Consider the following 15205-nt stretch of genomic DNA (forward strand, 5'->3'; position numbering starts at 1 on the left):
ACCATAAGCCGTTATTTCACAGCCTGGAAGATATAGTCTGCAGCATTAATCTCCAGTACACCATACTTTTTCTATATATCAAGACCTATGCATACTCTTAGAAGGTGCTCTCAAAAATCACCCGCTATTCGTATAGTTTGCGTATTCACCTTAAGGCAATTTTACTTCCTCGAGAATGCATTGCGAATTTAACGGAAATAGCTATAAGATTCCCAGTACATAAGATACAGTTTCTGTATGAATTTCCAGACTTACGTGTATCAGGATTATTCCCTAGATACAGCCCTAAAATCACATGCGACATACCCTGCATACGACCATAATTAGAGGAATAGGCAGTTACTGTACTAATTCTCACATAAACAACCATAAGCCGTTATTTCACAGCCTGGAAGATATAGTCTGCAGCATTAATCTCCAGTACACCATACTTTTTCTATATATCAAGACCTATGCATACCCTTAGAAGATGCTATTGAAAAGCACCTGCTCTTCGTATAGTTTGCATATTCACCTTAAGGCAATTTTACTTACATGCAATGCATTGCCACCTTCACCTCTAACAACATTTGCTAGACCTAAATAACAAGCCATTATGCCTGCCAAAAAAGACGGCATTACACAGGTGCAAGCATACGCCTATCCCCTCCAGAAAATACGCCTGAAACTACTACATACCAGCGCATGCACATCTTTTCAAAAGCTATACACCCAATATCTCCACCATAGGACACACACTTCTGTCGTTACGCCGACCTACCTCAACATCCTTATCAATAGACTTATATCACCCGCAAGCTTTGAATCAGTATCTATAAACTTTTCCACCTGCTTGACAGCATGAATAACAGTCGCATGATCCCTACCACCAAAGCTTTTGCCTATGTCAGGCAAACTCTTCTGCGTCAGCCTTTTCGATAAATACATGGCTACCTGCCTTGGTCTAGCAAGAGCCCTCAGCCTCCTCGCAGAATACATGTCTTCTAGCCTGATGCCAAAAAACTCCGCCACCTTCTTCTGAATAGCGTCTATGGTCACTAATCTATGATTCGCACGTAACAAATCAGACAAAATGTCACTCGCAAGCTCAACAGTAACACTACTCCCAACCAACGAAGAATGCGCGACCACTTTATTTAAAGCACCTTCCAGCTCCCTGATATTAGACTTAATGTTTTTAGCAAGAAATTCAAGTACCTCATCTGGCACGTGTATGCCCATCTTCTCGACTTTCAGCTGCAATATACCCAGCCTGAGCTCAAAAGTAGTCTCATTAATATCAGCTACTAACCCCCATCCCAATCGAGACTTAATCCTATCTTCTACCCCATCTAGATCACTAGGAGACCTGTCAGCAGAAATCACCAACTGCTTACTCTGATCTATAAGCGCGTTAAATGTATGAAAGAACTCTTCTTGCGTGCTGTCCTTGCCACTAATGAACTGCACATCATCCACCATCAATACATCTACTGAACGAAACTGCTCTTTAAACAACATGATGTCCTTACTTCGCAGCGCCGTAACGTACTGATACATAAACTTCTCAGCAGATAGGTAAGCTATCTTCCTCTTCCTAGGAGACCCAAGCGCGTACCAGGCAATCGCATGCATAAGATGCGTCTTACCCAAACCTACACCACCATATAGAAACAACGGATTACTCCCTGGAATTGGCTCCGAAGACTCGGCTACACGCCTTGCCGCAGCAAAGGCTAGCTCATTCGGCTTCCCTACAACAAAATTATCAAACGTAAACCTCGGATCCAAAGGCGAACTCAAATGTTCATATGTACTAACAGAAGAAACTTCCTGCGCCTCTGTAGACCTAACCGAAACACCCCTATTACCCTGCAGAACGCTACTCTCAGCACCATCTGCAACACATATGTCAATACAGTAAACAGCGCTATTCTCCCCACGCCAATACTCAAGGATTTTCTCCAGGTAATGCACGAGAATCCACTCCTTTATGAACCGCGTAGGCACCAAAAGAATAACTCTACCGTTTTCATAACCAGAATACACCAAAGCACTCAGCCAGCTATCATATGCTGCACTGCCATAGAAATCCCGTAACTTTTTCTGAACACTCTGCCATGACAAATGCCCGTCATAGGTACTATCCCTATCCATAGTACCCACATTACAATCAGTAGCCCCGGAATTACCCATCATTTTGATAAACCCAAATCACAACTTTGACTTACTCTATCGCTACCTCCGCAACAATAGACAAGCTCAAAAACTAACCACAATCTCAAAGCACACTCCCCCTATGCGAGAGACAAAACAAGCATCACGCTAAACGGAAAATCACTTATAAACTTTTACTGCAAGGCTACCAACGCTCACACGCTATGATCGCCTTTCACCCGGCTTATGTCAGGAGCATCAACCGATTTCATCCCCACCACATGGTACCCACAATCCACATGCACAGTCTCACCAGTTGTCCCTCTACCCAAATCACTCAGCAGATATAACGCAGCCCCCCCGACATCATCAAGAGTAGTATTGCGCCTCAACGGCGAATTATACTTATTCCACGTCAGTATATAATGAAAATCACTAATTCCAGAAGACGCCAAAGTTCTAACAGGCCCCGCAGAAATAGCATTAACTCTTATCTGCTGCTTACCCAAATCAACCGCCAAATATTTAACACTTGCCTCGAGGGCCGCCTTGCACACGCCCATCACATTGTAATGGGGCACTACCTTCTCAGCACCGTAATAAGAGAGAGTCAAAATACTGCCACCATTGGTCATCAGTGGCTCAGCTTTACTCGCAATGTAAGTAAAAGAATAACACGATATATGCATCGACGTCAGGAAGTTACCCAGAGAAGTATCAACATACCTTCCCTTGAGCTCGTTCTTATCGGAAAATGCAACCGCGTGGACCACAAAATCCAGACTACCCCACTCCTCAGCAAGAACTTTGAACATATTGTCTACAGATTCCGCATCTGATACATCACACGGAACCGTCAACTTAACACCTAGAGACTCCGCAAGGGGATCTACCCTTTTCTTAAAAGTCTCTGAAAGATATGTAAGAGCAACCTCGGCACCCTGTGCACACACAGCTTTCGCGATGCCCCACGCCAAGGACTTATCATTAGCTACACCAATGATGACTCCCTTTTTTCCTTCCATGAGCATGCCGGTACGCACAAAACACCCGTAAACTTCTAACAATACCTACTACAAACACAACGCGGGAGTGACGAGACTCGAACTCGCGACCTCAAACGTGACAGGCTTGCGCTCTAACCAACTGAGCTACACCCCCAGCAACCATGCGAAATGCTACTGGCTCATAGCCATGTTGTCAATCACAGTTTTGGCATCAAATGCAAATTAAAATTGATGGCAAACTTATGCATACATATGTAGTACAAAACTCGAAAAAACTCCCACTAACTACATATCTTCAAAATTACATAAAATAAGTATCATACTGTAATTCTACTAGTTTTAAGAAAAATTACACCTGTACTAAAAATAGTCGCGGGTTTGACAACCTACTGCACCATATAAACATAACAAATGCGAAACATTTTACTTCTCAATCTCCCTAAAGATTTATCCGAGAACAAGGTTTGCCCTCAATACTATCAACCTTCGCTTATCTAATAACTGACTCCAACTCTAGTACATGGTGCGTACAATCCACATGAATATTCTCACCCGTCGTCCCTCTTCGCAAATCACTAGCAAATACAACACGCTCCCCCTATTAGAGTAGATAGATGCTATAGATCTAGCTTTGAACCATCTAAGTGCAAAGTATGAAGCAGCTGAAAAAGAGCGAATGAAAAAGCCATCGCGGATCTAGAGACAAAACAGTACGTATCTATTGTACTACAATAGCGAATTGTATCTATTCCACGTCAGTACATAATGAAAAATCACTGATCCAAGCAGACACAGGTCTAATAGATCCTGCCAAAATCGCATTATCTCACCGCTAGATGACTCCTGAATCAATTGTCAGGTACTGAACACATGCCTCAAAAGCTGCCTTATACATACCTATCAATTGTAAAGGAGCAATACCTTAAAAACACCTCATAAGAGAGTCAAGACACCCCACAACTTATACGTATCAAAACCCCAAATAGCACCAAGAATTAAGCACATGAACCCACATTAGACATCTATGTCGCCCATAACCGGAGCATGATCCGAAGGAGTATCCCAACCTCTAACCTTCGATAGTATAGAACAATCTAGAACTTTATCAGCGATTTGAGGAGAAGATAGCAGAGCGTCTATTCTAAGACCTCTATTATTCTGCCATCCGCCTTCTCTGTAATTCCACCAACTAAACTCTTTTCTATCAATACCCACAAAAGTGCGAAAAATATCCACTATACCGTTATTTAGAATTTCTCTGAATTTAGCACGCTCTAAAATATGAAAGCATAGCCTGCCATCAAGAGCTTTAGGATCGTGCACGTCTATCTCTTCAGGTGCAACATTGAAGTCACCCCCAGCAATGAGGAAGTCCTCTGTTTTCATGATGTTTAACAATCTGTCCTTCAGATGTTCCAGGAATTTCAATTTATAGAAAAACGTCTCAGATTCTACCTCCTGCCCGTTGGGAACGTAGACGCTCACTACTCTTATTTTCTTATTCCCAGTACACCCCAGTGTACACTCTATATATCTTGATTCCTCAGATGAATAACTTCCTGCGCTTTCCAACTCCTTTGTTTCTGGCTCTGACAGCGCTGATGCAGGTGCGCAAGAACAATACTGACACTTCTGCTTATTTTTAAGGTGATGTAGATGAAAGCTGAGATTATCAAAGAGTTGTGTCAAGCCACTGATGCAGGAATTGATGACTGTGCCTGCATCATAAGTGGCTAAGTCTCACCTGCAAGCATCTACAAAAGCACATAGGAATTAGAGCCTATCTCCCAGTACTCCACATTTCACTAGACACAACAAGCCCGAAAGTGCTTATCAATAGAGTAAAATACTACTACTGACTCAGCTTGCTCTGAATGAGTGCATTGAGAACTTCAGGATTCGCTCTGCCCTTTGTTTCCTGCATTATCTGTCCTACAAAATATCCAAATAGCTTTTCCTTACCCTGCTTATATTGCTGAACTTTATCTGGGTTTTTCTCAAGTACTCGCTCAACCATAGCACTAAGCACCCCTTCATCTGCTATCTGCTGTAACCCTTCTTCTTCCACTATCTTCGATGCTGACTTTCCTGTCTCAAACATTGTTGCAAAAACCTGCTTAGCCATTTTGCCAGAAATAGTCCCATCTACCATTAAGCGCAGCAAATCTCCCAAGGCATCTGCACGTACCGGTGAATCACTAATGCACATGCCTCGCTTATTTAGCATTCCAAAAAGCTCACCCGTAACCCATGCCGCAACTAAGTCCCCTGGCAAATTGCGCTGCATAACCTCATCGTAGTATTCTGCAACGTCCCTATCAGAAGAGAGAATCACTGCATCATACCTCGAAAGAGAAAAATCATTCATGTACCGCGACATCTTCGCCATAGGAAGCTCAGGCAGCGTATCTCTTATTGACGCAATAAACTCATCCGTTATCTCCAAAGGAAGCAAGTCAGGATCTGGAAAATAGCGATAATCACACACATCCTCCTTACTTCTCATAGTCCTAGTAGTACCAGTGTCAACATCATACAAAAGAGTGCTTTGCTCCACTTTACCACCGCTTTCCAGCACTTCAACGTGTCTCATAGCCTCGTATTTTATAGCCTGAGCCACATACTTTATGGAATTCAAGTTTTTGATCTCAGAGCGGACTCCTAACGCACTCTCACCTACCTTACGTACCGAAACATTTGCATCACAGCGCAAGGCACCGTTTTCCATATCACCACTACACGCACCAATGTACCTTAAGATAATACGCAGCTTCTTAAGATATTCGGCAGCCTCCTCCGGAGACCGTAAATCCGGATCTGTAACAATCTCCATCAGAGCAACCCCTGCCCTATTAAAGTCTATACACGTCTTATCACCAACGTGCAGGCTCTTTCCAGCATCTTGCTCAATATGAATCCTTGCAATGCCGATCTTCTTATTATCAGCAGATTCATCGAGCATTATGTGGCCATTTTTAGCTATAGGATGGTAAAATTGCGTAATTTGATATCCAAAAGAAAGATCAGGATAAAAGTAATTCTTTCGATCAAATACTGAATATTTCTTCACCTCGCAAGAAAGCGCAAGCGCTGTTTTTACCGCCTGAACAATGCAATACTCATTAGTTACTGGCAGAACACCCGGCATCGCCACATCTAACAATGCCACGTGCGAATTTGGATCTACAGAAATCTCCGTAGAGGCCCCCGAAAATAATTTACTATTCGATACAATCTGTGCGTGTACCTCAAGACCAATTACAACCTCCCAATCATGGCTTGCACCGTTGATTATCCAAGACACCACGCCCTCCTACATTTGTCTTTTCTCAACTTTTCTTCAAAAGAGTAGCTATTTCTCTAGAATATGTGACCTTCCCATGCACAACATAGGCCTCATGATTATCATCAATTTTAGACAACTCATAACTGTAATTAACCATAATCCCCAAAGAACTCAGCAAACCCTTTTGAGAAGTATCAGCCATCCAATTTAGTCGCCTAATAGATGCACCATTACTAAGATGAAAATGAGCAACAGGATCGATAACCCTACTACCACTCTTAGTATTTAAATAGTGCGCACATAGCCTTAGCAATAACTCCTGAGACACAACAGGAATACTCTTAGGATCGCTACTAATGGAATTTATATAACTTTGCAACCCTTCAACAGAATGAGATATACCTACACTGCGCAAGAACGCATCGCCATCTGATGCCAAAACCTCATTGAGCCACCTGACAAATCCCGGTATCGGCGAGAGAGTAGCATAAGTTTTAATGTTACTAAACTCACTGGAAAGCCTGCTCACCACTCTTTTGATGAGAAAATTGCCTAAACTAATCCCAGTAAGCCCAACCTGCGTATTGGAAATAGAGTAGAAAATCGCAACTTTAGCCTCAGACGGATCCTTTTTCGGAGCACTATCATCAAGCAACGCCTGCACACTATTTGCAACATCGTTTACCAATGCCACCTCAACAAATATTAAAGGTTCTTGAGGCATCTTATAGTGGAAAAATGCAAAACACCTGCGATCAGACTCCAACCTATGACGCAAATCCTCCCACGAAGAAATCGCATGCACTGCTTCATAAAATATGAGCTTTTCCAACAGTGACGCAGGAGAATCCCAAGTGATGTGACGCAGCTCTAATAAGCCCACATCAAATAACGAAGAAAGTACTCCTTTTAGATCTCTCTCCAATGCGAAAAAATTCTCCCCCTTTCTCGAAAGCGTAATAGCATCCGCCCTCATATCTACAAGAAATTTCACCCCTTCAGATAAGGACATAAACTGCTTTAAGATACTCAGCCTAGGAGAGGACAAAACTGAAATCAGCTCGAATCTAAGCTTTTCTTCTAGAGCACTGTCTGTATTATTAACATACTCACTAATCTTGCTATCTACTTCTTCCTGTGTAGAGTTGAATCTATCGTTCAACATCCGCAAGAACCTTGCCTTGCCCACATCAGACAGCTGTAGATAAAGATTACCCAACGATATAGTATTGTATCTAGCCTTAACTTCCCCTCCCTTTGGGCTTACGCACTCGCGCATCTTGCTCAAGAGATTGTCTATATCTTGCTTCCTAGATAAGTCTTTGCCTATATTACCAACCCACGATAATACAACGTCGGTCACCTCGTCAAATACCTTAACTACACTGCTAATCGTCCTGTATTTTATCTTCAGTAGGGAGTTTTCCACAAAGCAAGCGCGGCTGGTTAATTCCGCTGATGCTATAACATTTGCAAGGCTTCGTCTACATCAAAGTTCACAACATAGCGTCTAGGAAGTTTGATAAGCGTATAAAATGCACCATCTGGCAACTATTCCCCTTACCAAACTACACCTAACGCTATACCGCTTGAGTGGCAAAGTTGCATCTTTTGCCACCATGACTACATTCCGGAGGAGACTACCACCACGGCAGCAAAGTTTATGGAGAAGCGTATCGTACTGGAGTGTACATAATGCAAAGATGCCACATATTAAGTGTATACTCTTTAAAATTACGAAAAACAAGCCCCTTACCCCAAAAAATATTAGCCAAAGTAACATTCAAATAACACTTAATATGAGCTAAAAGTGGGGATAACAGCTAAACTTACGGACCGCACTTTCTGTTTTATTAACATGCTGCCCCCAGCACCAGAAGCACGATAAGTATCAATACGAAGATCCTTTTCTAGAATTTTTATGTCAATTTCATGATCCACAACAGGAGATACCTCAACACTAGCGAAGCTGGTGTGCCGTTTTGCAGCATGGTCAAAGGGAGAAATGCGAACTAACCTATGAATACCACTTTCAGTACGTGCCCACCCGTAGGCGCCAATACCACATATTTTCACAGTAACAGCCTTCAGACCTGTTTCCTCACCGTCAACAGAATCAACAGTCTCAACAGTAAACTTATGAAAAGATTCAGCCCACTTTGTATACATGCGTAAAAGCATGCAAACCCAATCGCTACTTTCGGTTCCACCAGCTCCAGAACGAATAGTCAAGAAACAACTATTAGCATCAGCTTCGTGAGAGAACATGCACTCAGTCTTTTTCTGAGAGATACGCAACTTCAAGGATTGAAGCTCAGCATTTATCGTTGCAAGAAAGTCTCTGTCATCACTGTCAGAAATCATTTCTGCTAATTCAGCTAAGTCCTTATGTTCTTTTTCTAAAACACGAAAAGATGTGAGAACGGCGCTCACTCTCGACCGTTCACTAAGCAAGCTTTTTGCTTTTTCAGCGTCATCCTCCACTAAAAAGTAGATGTAAAATAAAGGAGAGTTCAGTAGCTGGACGCTAGGCTATAAAAAAAATGGTATTGCTTAGAAGGGATTGAAATATCTAATGTTATTTTGTGCACCAGAACATGCATACTCTATCTTAAACTAAAGACTGCTGTTCCTTTCCTGTGCATCCCATAAGGAAAGTGACAAGCACTTTATATCCAGGCTCTCCAATGCAGATTCCAGCCCCAAACACCTCGCTAGATAGCATTGCACAAGTTACCGATTACTAATCCATCGTTGAGTCGACTAATACGCCCCTAATATTCCGCCAAGTTTGGAAAAATATCAATACTACAGGAACTTAGGCAAGAAACTTGTAAAATTACTTTAAAAGAATAGAGAGACAAATTCCAACTTAATAGCTAATCTCACACCTATTAATATGGCTTTTTACGTCAGAAATCACGAGTAGCCGAATATCGCGGCACTACTGCGTGGCATTTACATGAATAGTGCTTCAGAATTTTATCCCTATGTGTTTTTCTATATTTCTATTATCTGTCACTGATTGAACACAACGAGGTTTGAAGGCTTAACATAAAGCCGTACCAATGCTAAGTAATTTCAACCATATCAATACAAAACCCTTGTGGTAAAAATAAAGATACTGGAAGAGGCTTGTTGTAATAATACACACACCATTCTTGTAGTCGGCAGCAGAGCCTCTACCTTGCCGCATGGAATATACAACAGCTATACCTTATCTTACGCTCAAAAACTCCTCACCAAGCAGAGAAGTTTTCTTCCTCTACCCAGCCAACCTATACAAAAAACTGCTATGTGTGTTACATTCCCCTTGTCCTCATAGAGCAGTACTTAAATATCAAAATTATTTAATATCGCTTCCAGCGCGGATAGGGGCAATGCAGATCAATTATATAAAAATATTCATGAAATTCCGATAACAAAGACTTGAATAAAACGAATTAGAGGATTAGTATTACCGGTGTTTTTCTATTACGTTTGCGGTTATGTCCTCGATAGGAGTCAATAAGGTTATTTTGATTGGGTATCTTGGAAAAGACCCAGATGTGAGAGTTATGCAAAATGGGAAGGAAATGGCAAATTTCTCCCTTGCTACGTCCGAGAGCTGGCTGGACAAAGCGTCTGGTTCGCGCACTGAAAAAACAGAGTGGCATAACATTGTAGTGTTCAGTGAAGGCCTCGTGAAGGTAGTTAAGACATGCGCACGCAAGGGTAGTAAAGTCTACCTAGAAGGTTCTCTACGCACAAGAAAATGGGTGGATCAGAATAACAATGACCGTTACACAACCGAAGTTGTCCTCCAGGGTTTTAATTCGACTCTATGTCTTCTTGACCCCAAGGGAATGTCCTCCGGTGATGCTGCTGCTTCAAGCATAGGCGCTCCTCCAGCAAGCAGCGAAGAGGCTGGTTCGTTTGGCGGCGGCGTGGATTTTCTTGATCCTGATGTAGATGAAATTCCCTTCTAACAGGGCATTTGCTAGCAAGTGTTGCAGTGTGTAAGATGCGCACCTGGGTGTCTGGTTTTTCTACCATCTTAATTGTGTAGGTTTGACGCTCTTTGTGGTTTGCACTCAGTGTGGCTTACAACGGACTGCCCTTCTCTTTGCTCACCTCAAAACAGGAAACCACACGCTAACCGTTCCCATGTTGTTTACCACTAGAGAATTCCCATATGACCCACACATCTATGCCCTTTCCCGGCATGGTCACAACCATGCCTCGTATCTTCTTACCTACCTGAGTAAACTTCTGAGACAGCGCCACTATACCTTATAGATAACTTGTAATCCAAGCTACAAAAAGCCCTACTAACCGAGTATTATAAGCGGTAACACTTGTATGTAGTTATAGGTTTAGTTGGGAGTGTGATTAGGTATATAGCACACCTTTATAAAACTTCTCCTGGCCTCAGGGCCCATCCGTAGAAATTCAGGTCAGGGTACAAATGCTCTATAAGATTAATGCTTGCGTTTACTGATGTTTGCTGCAGATCTTTCGTCTACTTCGGCACCTAATGCTGGAATCTGGGTTTCTACTGCTGGTTTTATCCCCCTACTTCCAATATGCGGTATTTTTTACTTTCTGGTAATACCTCCCCAACAAAAGAAACTCGAGGAACGTAACAAGCTTTTAGAAAGCTTAAAAAGGGGTGATAAAACTGGCAATAATCCACTAGTTTACACCTGTATTTGTTTTTACGAGGCTGTACACATATTAGAATCGTTAAGCTCCCATGTAATGGCATGCTGGCCCTATATAAAATGCATCCATATCGTATGGTGAAGGACTTACGTACAGGACATGAAACTGGCAATGTAGATGCAGTAATGAATGGAGACTTAGACGCTTTTATCACTGCGGCTCTCATGCGTGGATCTCTTGCCAAGGTACAGCGATCTGGATCTTAAAATATTCCATGGTGCTTACCTATGGGATAGGATAGCGATACGCAAAATCACTTGAGAACATAATACGGCAGTACGGGTATGGCCCACGCTGAAGAAGATTATTATGTGCAGAACTAATAACATGGATGTGCACTGTTGCATTCCATGCGCATATCCCTATTCTCCGAACAGTTAGCTATAGTGCTTACCTATGGGACAAGATAGCAATATACAAACCGAAGAACATAATATAGCAGTACGGGTACAGCCCACACTGAAGAAGATTATTATGTGCAGAACTAATAACATGGATGTGCACTGTTGCATTCCATGCGCACGTCACTATTGTCAAAACAGTTCTCTATAGTGCTGACCTCGTAGGGCGTAAGAGACTAACTACAGACTTTCAGGAGAACATAATACTGCGGTACAACCCGCTTTTATAGAGAACTACGCTTTGTAGTATTCTACACGTACATCATCGCGACAAACAATGTAGTGTTGAACACAACGTAGTCAGTATTTAAACTTCTGCTTTATAAAGCACGCTTAAATCCTCTAGCATCTTATAAAATGCCTCTACCACATATTGTTTTCTTATAGTTTGTGCCTTTACCTAAAATGCATTATGACCTCTACGAGAATGTATCGCCACTTTCACAGTAATAGCTATAAGATTCCCGTGCAAAAATACAGTTTCTGTGTGAATTTCCAGACTTACGTGTATCAGGATATTCCCTAGATACAGCCCTAAAAGCACTTACTATCACATAGTATGCTCCTTTACCTAATGCATTACAACACACCCTGCATACAACCATAATTAGAGGAATAGGCAGTTGCTGTACTAATTCTCACATAAACAACCATAAGCCGTTACTTCACAGCCTGGAAAGGTACTAAGCTTTATGAAAGACTAGAATGTGCATATGTGTGGAAGCTGTGTCTGATGGGCTAGCTGTCGGGCTCTTGGTTCGTAAAAAGGGGTTTACCCACTTTGAAAACTGGCCCACAGTTATGGATAATAATTGAAAATATTGCTGCTGCGTTATCAAGATGATGTGCTTTTATTTTTTATAACTTCTTCATACAGACCTATAGTAGTCTTCATGATTCTATAACATTATGGTCTGCAGCATTAATCTCCAGTACACCATACTTTTTTTTCTAAGTATCAAGACCTATGCATACTCTTAGAAGGTGCTCTCAAAAATCACCCGCTATTCGTATAGTTTGCGTATTCACCTTAAGGCAATTTTACTTCCTCGAGAATGCATTGCGAATTTAACGGAAATAGCTATAAGATTCCCAGTACATAAGATACAGTTTCTGTATGAATTTCCAGACTTACGTGTATCAGGATTATTCCCTAGATACAGCCCTAAAATCACATGCGACATACCCTGCATACGACCATAATTAGAGGAATAGGCAGTTACTGTACTAATTCTCACATAAACAACCATAAGCCGTTATTTCACAGCCTGGAAGATATAGTCTGCAGTATTAACTTCCAATACATCCTGCTTTCAGCGTATCAAGGCCTATACCTACTATCCGTAGATATACCCCCAAAATCACTTACTCGCACATAGTATACGTTTTCAGCAACACATTACGACACACCCTGCATATGACCATGAGCAGGCCTCTGTCTAGGCGTTACAGACAGTTCTCAGTATGAATTTTCAAATGAACGATTACAAGCCGTTATTTCGCGGCCCGGAGGATATAGTCTGCAGTATTAACTTCCAATACACCCCAGCTCTCAGTGCTTCAGGATCTATACCTACTCCACGTAGATATGTCTTGAAATAACCCAGAACTAGATACGGCTGTATGCACCCCAAATCCCCCCCCCTTTCACACCAGTAACCATAGCTGCATACCTCACAACATACCTAGAAGATCGCAGCACATGCGTCATATACCCTCAACTCACACCCCTCCTACTACATTCAAAAAATTCAGAATCTCAAAAGAGCTAGAACAGCTAAAATATGCCGCTACAGCTCCATCTACACCTGTATAGAAAATCTTAAAGCAAATGCTCACATTTAATGCAGGAATTAAATCTTAGACATATGTAAGCACAACCCCACTAAAAAATTTCAGCATATATTCACACGTATAACCTTGCTCTCAATCCTTACGCATATCGAGCTCCAAGCTTACATTTCACAACGCTGACAAAGCACCATTTGCAACAGAATTTCATCAGATCTCATATCCATATACTTGCATCATAGCTTTTCACAACAAGCAAATATTTCTCATTACAAAAAACATATTCTTACAATCCCGCACCACCTTCGCTAATACCTAAGAACTTAATAAATGTCTTGCAAGATGCTTAATGAATAAACTAATTAAGTATGCTTATTTATTAATCTAAAAAATTAAAATTTAAATACAGCGTGAGGAGATCATGTCTCATTCCGTGCGAAGCTCGTATACGTATGGTGACGCTATATGTCTCAAAACCGTGGGTAAGTTACTCGCGCAAAATGACGGAGTTGCTAGGGTTATCATGTATTATGTGCAGGAGGCCTATGCGAAACTAGGAAAGATATCCGTTGGTGTTCCGGAACTTGTAACGGCTAGTGATGACCTGCTTCTAGTATCCGCATATTGGGGAAGGAGCAAAGACAGTGGCGGGCGTGTTTCACTTACGGATTCTCTATCGCAAGACAATGCTGTTTTAGAAAAACTTTACTCAACGTTGGTTACTTGCATGTCAATTGTATACAAGAATTATTCCCCTTATCACGACAACGTAACCGAGCATTACAGATTTGTATACAACGTTACCCTGGTGAGCGAAATGCTTACTACCGTAATATATAATCACCAAAATATTATTGCCGAGAAAAGTCCTCAAACACTGGAAACATCCCATCACAAACTTGCTATGAGACACACCGGGAACAAAACACAACAAGCCTTATGTTCTTTACTGGATAGTTCAAAATACGCATACTCTTATGCATATAAATTGCTTGAGAAACAACTTAAATCCGCCGATAACACTCATTCTCTATCCTGTCTCCTGCCTCCATATGCGGTAAAAAGTAATCTGCGACTTGCGCGTAAAGCTGCTGGACTTCTAGACGAAAACACACCTGCTTATGTGAAACATTATGTTCATCAATGCGTTGGCATCATAATTTCTGGGATGAACTCTTTGAATAGGACGTACGCATCAATATTTGTGGATGACAAGGATATAACGTTGCTCCTTAACCTCGCGGGAAATGCGCATAGTATACTAGATACTTGCCTTAGGAACTACATTGCCGGCCAGTGCATCACAACACTTAATACAGAAAAGGAACTTGATGAGAATATTAGAGATTTTGTGGGTACTACCGGGTGTTTGCATAAGATGTATGGCTTGTATGAAGAGGTAAACGATACAGATCATCCCTATGCTCTGAGCTTTCACCACTGCCTTGCCCTCGTACGAGATAACATTTACCCGCAAATTACCAGAGGGTTAGAAGAGGATGATAAGTCAGCATATCACTTCCACAGAGTGCGAAGGCTAATGACCAAAGCTATAGAAGAAATGGAAGTTATAGACCCCAATCTGATGATAGACCCTGAGAAATCAGTTCACTTCCATACGGAATCAATGCAATATTTAAACTCCTTAGCTTGTCGGTGGAATGCAATAAATACACAACATATCTACACAGCTCCCTCATCATCGTTACAAACCGATAATGTTGTTGCAGGATGTTCAAGTTTAGAGCGTGATAGATGCCCCTTGAGTGCGTACCGCAATAGACGTAACACAATAATCTCTCCTTTATCATAGCGAAGAGTAAACGCATGCAACCTGCTAATTGCAGCAATCACTTGGATGATGTAGGCCTACTAAAATT

At 41.7% G+C, this 15205-nt stretch carries 11 protein-coding genes, 1 tRNA gene and 2 pseudogenes; 4 read left to right on the top strand and 10 right to left on the bottom strand.

Annotated elements, in window-relative coordinates; genetic code table 11:
• Nucleotides 1-145: 145 nt before the first annotated feature.
• The 8 genes and pseudogenes from APHWEB_RS00005 to APHWEB_RS00040 all read right to left on the bottom strand — a co-directional run.
• Nucleotides 146-358, bottom strand: coding sequence for a hypothetical protein (locus APHWEB_RS00005; RefSeq protein ID WP_152538981.1), 213 nt, complete (start codon nt 356-358; stop codon nt 146-148).
• A 398-nt stretch (nt 359-756) separates the two neighbouring features.
• Nucleotides 757-2136, bottom strand: a complete 1380-nt coding sequence (gene dnaA, locus APHWEB_RS00010; protein WP_011450597.1) for a chromosomal replication initiator protein DnaA — start codon at nt 2134-2136, stop codon at nt 757-759.
• Nucleotides 2137-2351: 215 nt separating this feature from the next.
• The gene (gene fabI, locus APHWEB_RS00015; RefSeq protein ID WP_202805309.1) at nt 2352-3167 is read right to left on the bottom strand and encodes an enoyl-ACP reductase FabI; all 816 of its coding nucleotides are present in this window, start codon (nt 3165-3167) and stop codon (nt 2352-2354) included.
• Between the two features lie 56 nt (nt 3168-3223).
• Nucleotides 3224-3297, bottom strand: a tRNA-Asp gene (locus tag APHWEB_RS00020).
• An 860-nt stretch (nt 3298-4157) separates the two neighbouring features.
• Entirely contained in the window at nt 4158-4832 is a 675-nt protein-coding gene (locus APHWEB_RS00025) for an exodeoxyribonuclease III (RefSeq protein WP_020849575.1), read from the bottom strand.
• A 163-nt stretch (nt 4833-4995) separates the two neighbouring features.
• Nucleotides 4996-6447: an Asp-tRNA(Asn)/Glu-tRNA(Gln) amidotransferase subunit GatB gene (gene gatB / locus APHWEB_RS00030; RefSeq protein ID WP_011450594.1), complete on the bottom strand. Its 1452-nt coding sequence runs from the start codon at nt 6445-6447 to the stop codon at nt 4996-4998.
• A 25-nt stretch (nt 6448-6472) separates the two neighbouring features.
• Nucleotides 6473-7858 carry a malonyl-CoA decarboxylase gene (locus APHWEB_RS00035; RefSeq protein WP_011450593.1) on the bottom strand — a complete coding sequence of 462 codons (1386 nt, stop codon included), beginning with the start codon at nt 7856-7858 and terminating at the stop codon, nt 6473-6475.
• 402 nt (nt 7859-8260) lie between these two features.
• Nucleotides 8261-8907 (bottom strand): annotated as a pseudogene (locus APHWEB_RS00040) (PCRF domain-containing protein); the annotation flags it as partial.
• A gap of 1010 nt (nt 8908-9917) precedes the next feature.
• On the opposite strand from APHWEB_RS00040, the gene ssb reads away from it, so the two are divergent.
• From ssb to prfB, 3 genes and pseudogenes are all read left to right on the top strand, one after another.
• Nucleotides 9918-10397 (top strand): single-stranded DNA-binding protein, encoded by a 480-nt coding sequence (ssb, locus tag APHWEB_RS00045; protein WP_011450589.1) that lies wholly within the window; start codon nt 9918-9920, stop codon nt 10395-10397.
• A 511-nt stretch (nt 10398-10908) separates the two neighbouring features.
• On the top strand, nt 10909-11214 hold the full coding sequence (locus APHWEB_RS05870; RefSeq protein WP_020848879.1) for a preprotein translocase subunit YajC: 306 nt from the start codon (nt 10909-10911) through the stop codon (nt 11212-11214).
• Nucleotides 11187-11339 (top strand): annotated as a pseudogene (prfB, locus tag APHWEB_RS06160) (peptide chain release factor 2); the annotation flags it as partial. The gene APHWEB_RS05870 and the pseudogene prfB, both read left to right, overlap by 28 nt.
• Before the next feature lie 1220 nt (nt 11340-12559).
• On the opposite strand, the gene APHWEB_RS00055 reads toward prfB, so the two are convergent.
• Entirely contained in the window at nt 12560-12772 is a 213-nt protein-coding gene (locus tag APHWEB_RS00055) for a hypothetical protein (protein ID WP_152538981.1), read from the bottom strand.
• A 246-nt stretch (nt 12773-13018) separates the two neighbouring features.
• On the bottom strand, nt 13019-13168 hold the full coding sequence (locus APHWEB_RS06165; RefSeq protein WP_155237129.1) for a hypothetical protein: 150 nt from the start codon (nt 13166-13168) through the stop codon (nt 13019-13021).
• 578 nt (nt 13169-13746) lie between these two features.
• On the opposite strand from APHWEB_RS06165, the gene APHWEB_RS00060 reads away from it, so the two are divergent.
• A complete protein-coding gene (locus tag APHWEB_RS00060) occupies nt 13747-15138 on the top strand; it encodes an HGE-14 family type IV secretion system effector (RefSeq protein ID WP_020849278.1) in 1392 nt (463 codons plus the stop codon).
• Nucleotides 15139-15205: the final 67 nt, after the last annotated feature.

The organism is Anaplasma phagocytophilum str. Webster, assembly GCF_000964685.1.
Taxonomy (GTDB): domain Bacteria; phylum Pseudomonadota; class Alphaproteobacteria; order Rickettsiales; family Anaplasmataceae; genus Anaplasma; species Anaplasma phagocytophilum.

Excerpts from the sequence above, each read along its gene's own strand:
- dnaA (WP_011450597.1), bottom strand. The coding sequence starts at position 2,136 with ATGGATAGGGATAGTACCTATGACGGGCATTTGTCATGGCAGAGTGTT.
- ssb (WP_011450589.1), top strand. The coding sequence starts at position 9,918 with ATGTCCTCGATAGGAGTCAATAAGGTTATTTTGATTGGGTATCTTGGA.
- APHWEB_RS00060 (WP_020849278.1), top strand. The coding sequence starts at position 13,747 with ATGTCTCATTCCGTGCGAAGCTCGTATACGTATGGTGACGCTATATGT.
- fabI (WP_202805309.1), bottom strand. The coding sequence starts at position 3,167 with ATGCTCATGGAAGGAAAAAAGGGAGTCATCATTGGTGTAGCTAATGAT.
- APHWEB_RS05870 (WP_020848879.1), top strand. The coding sequence starts at position 10,909 with ATGTTTGCTGCAGATCTTTCGTCTACTTCGGCACCTAATGCTGGAATC.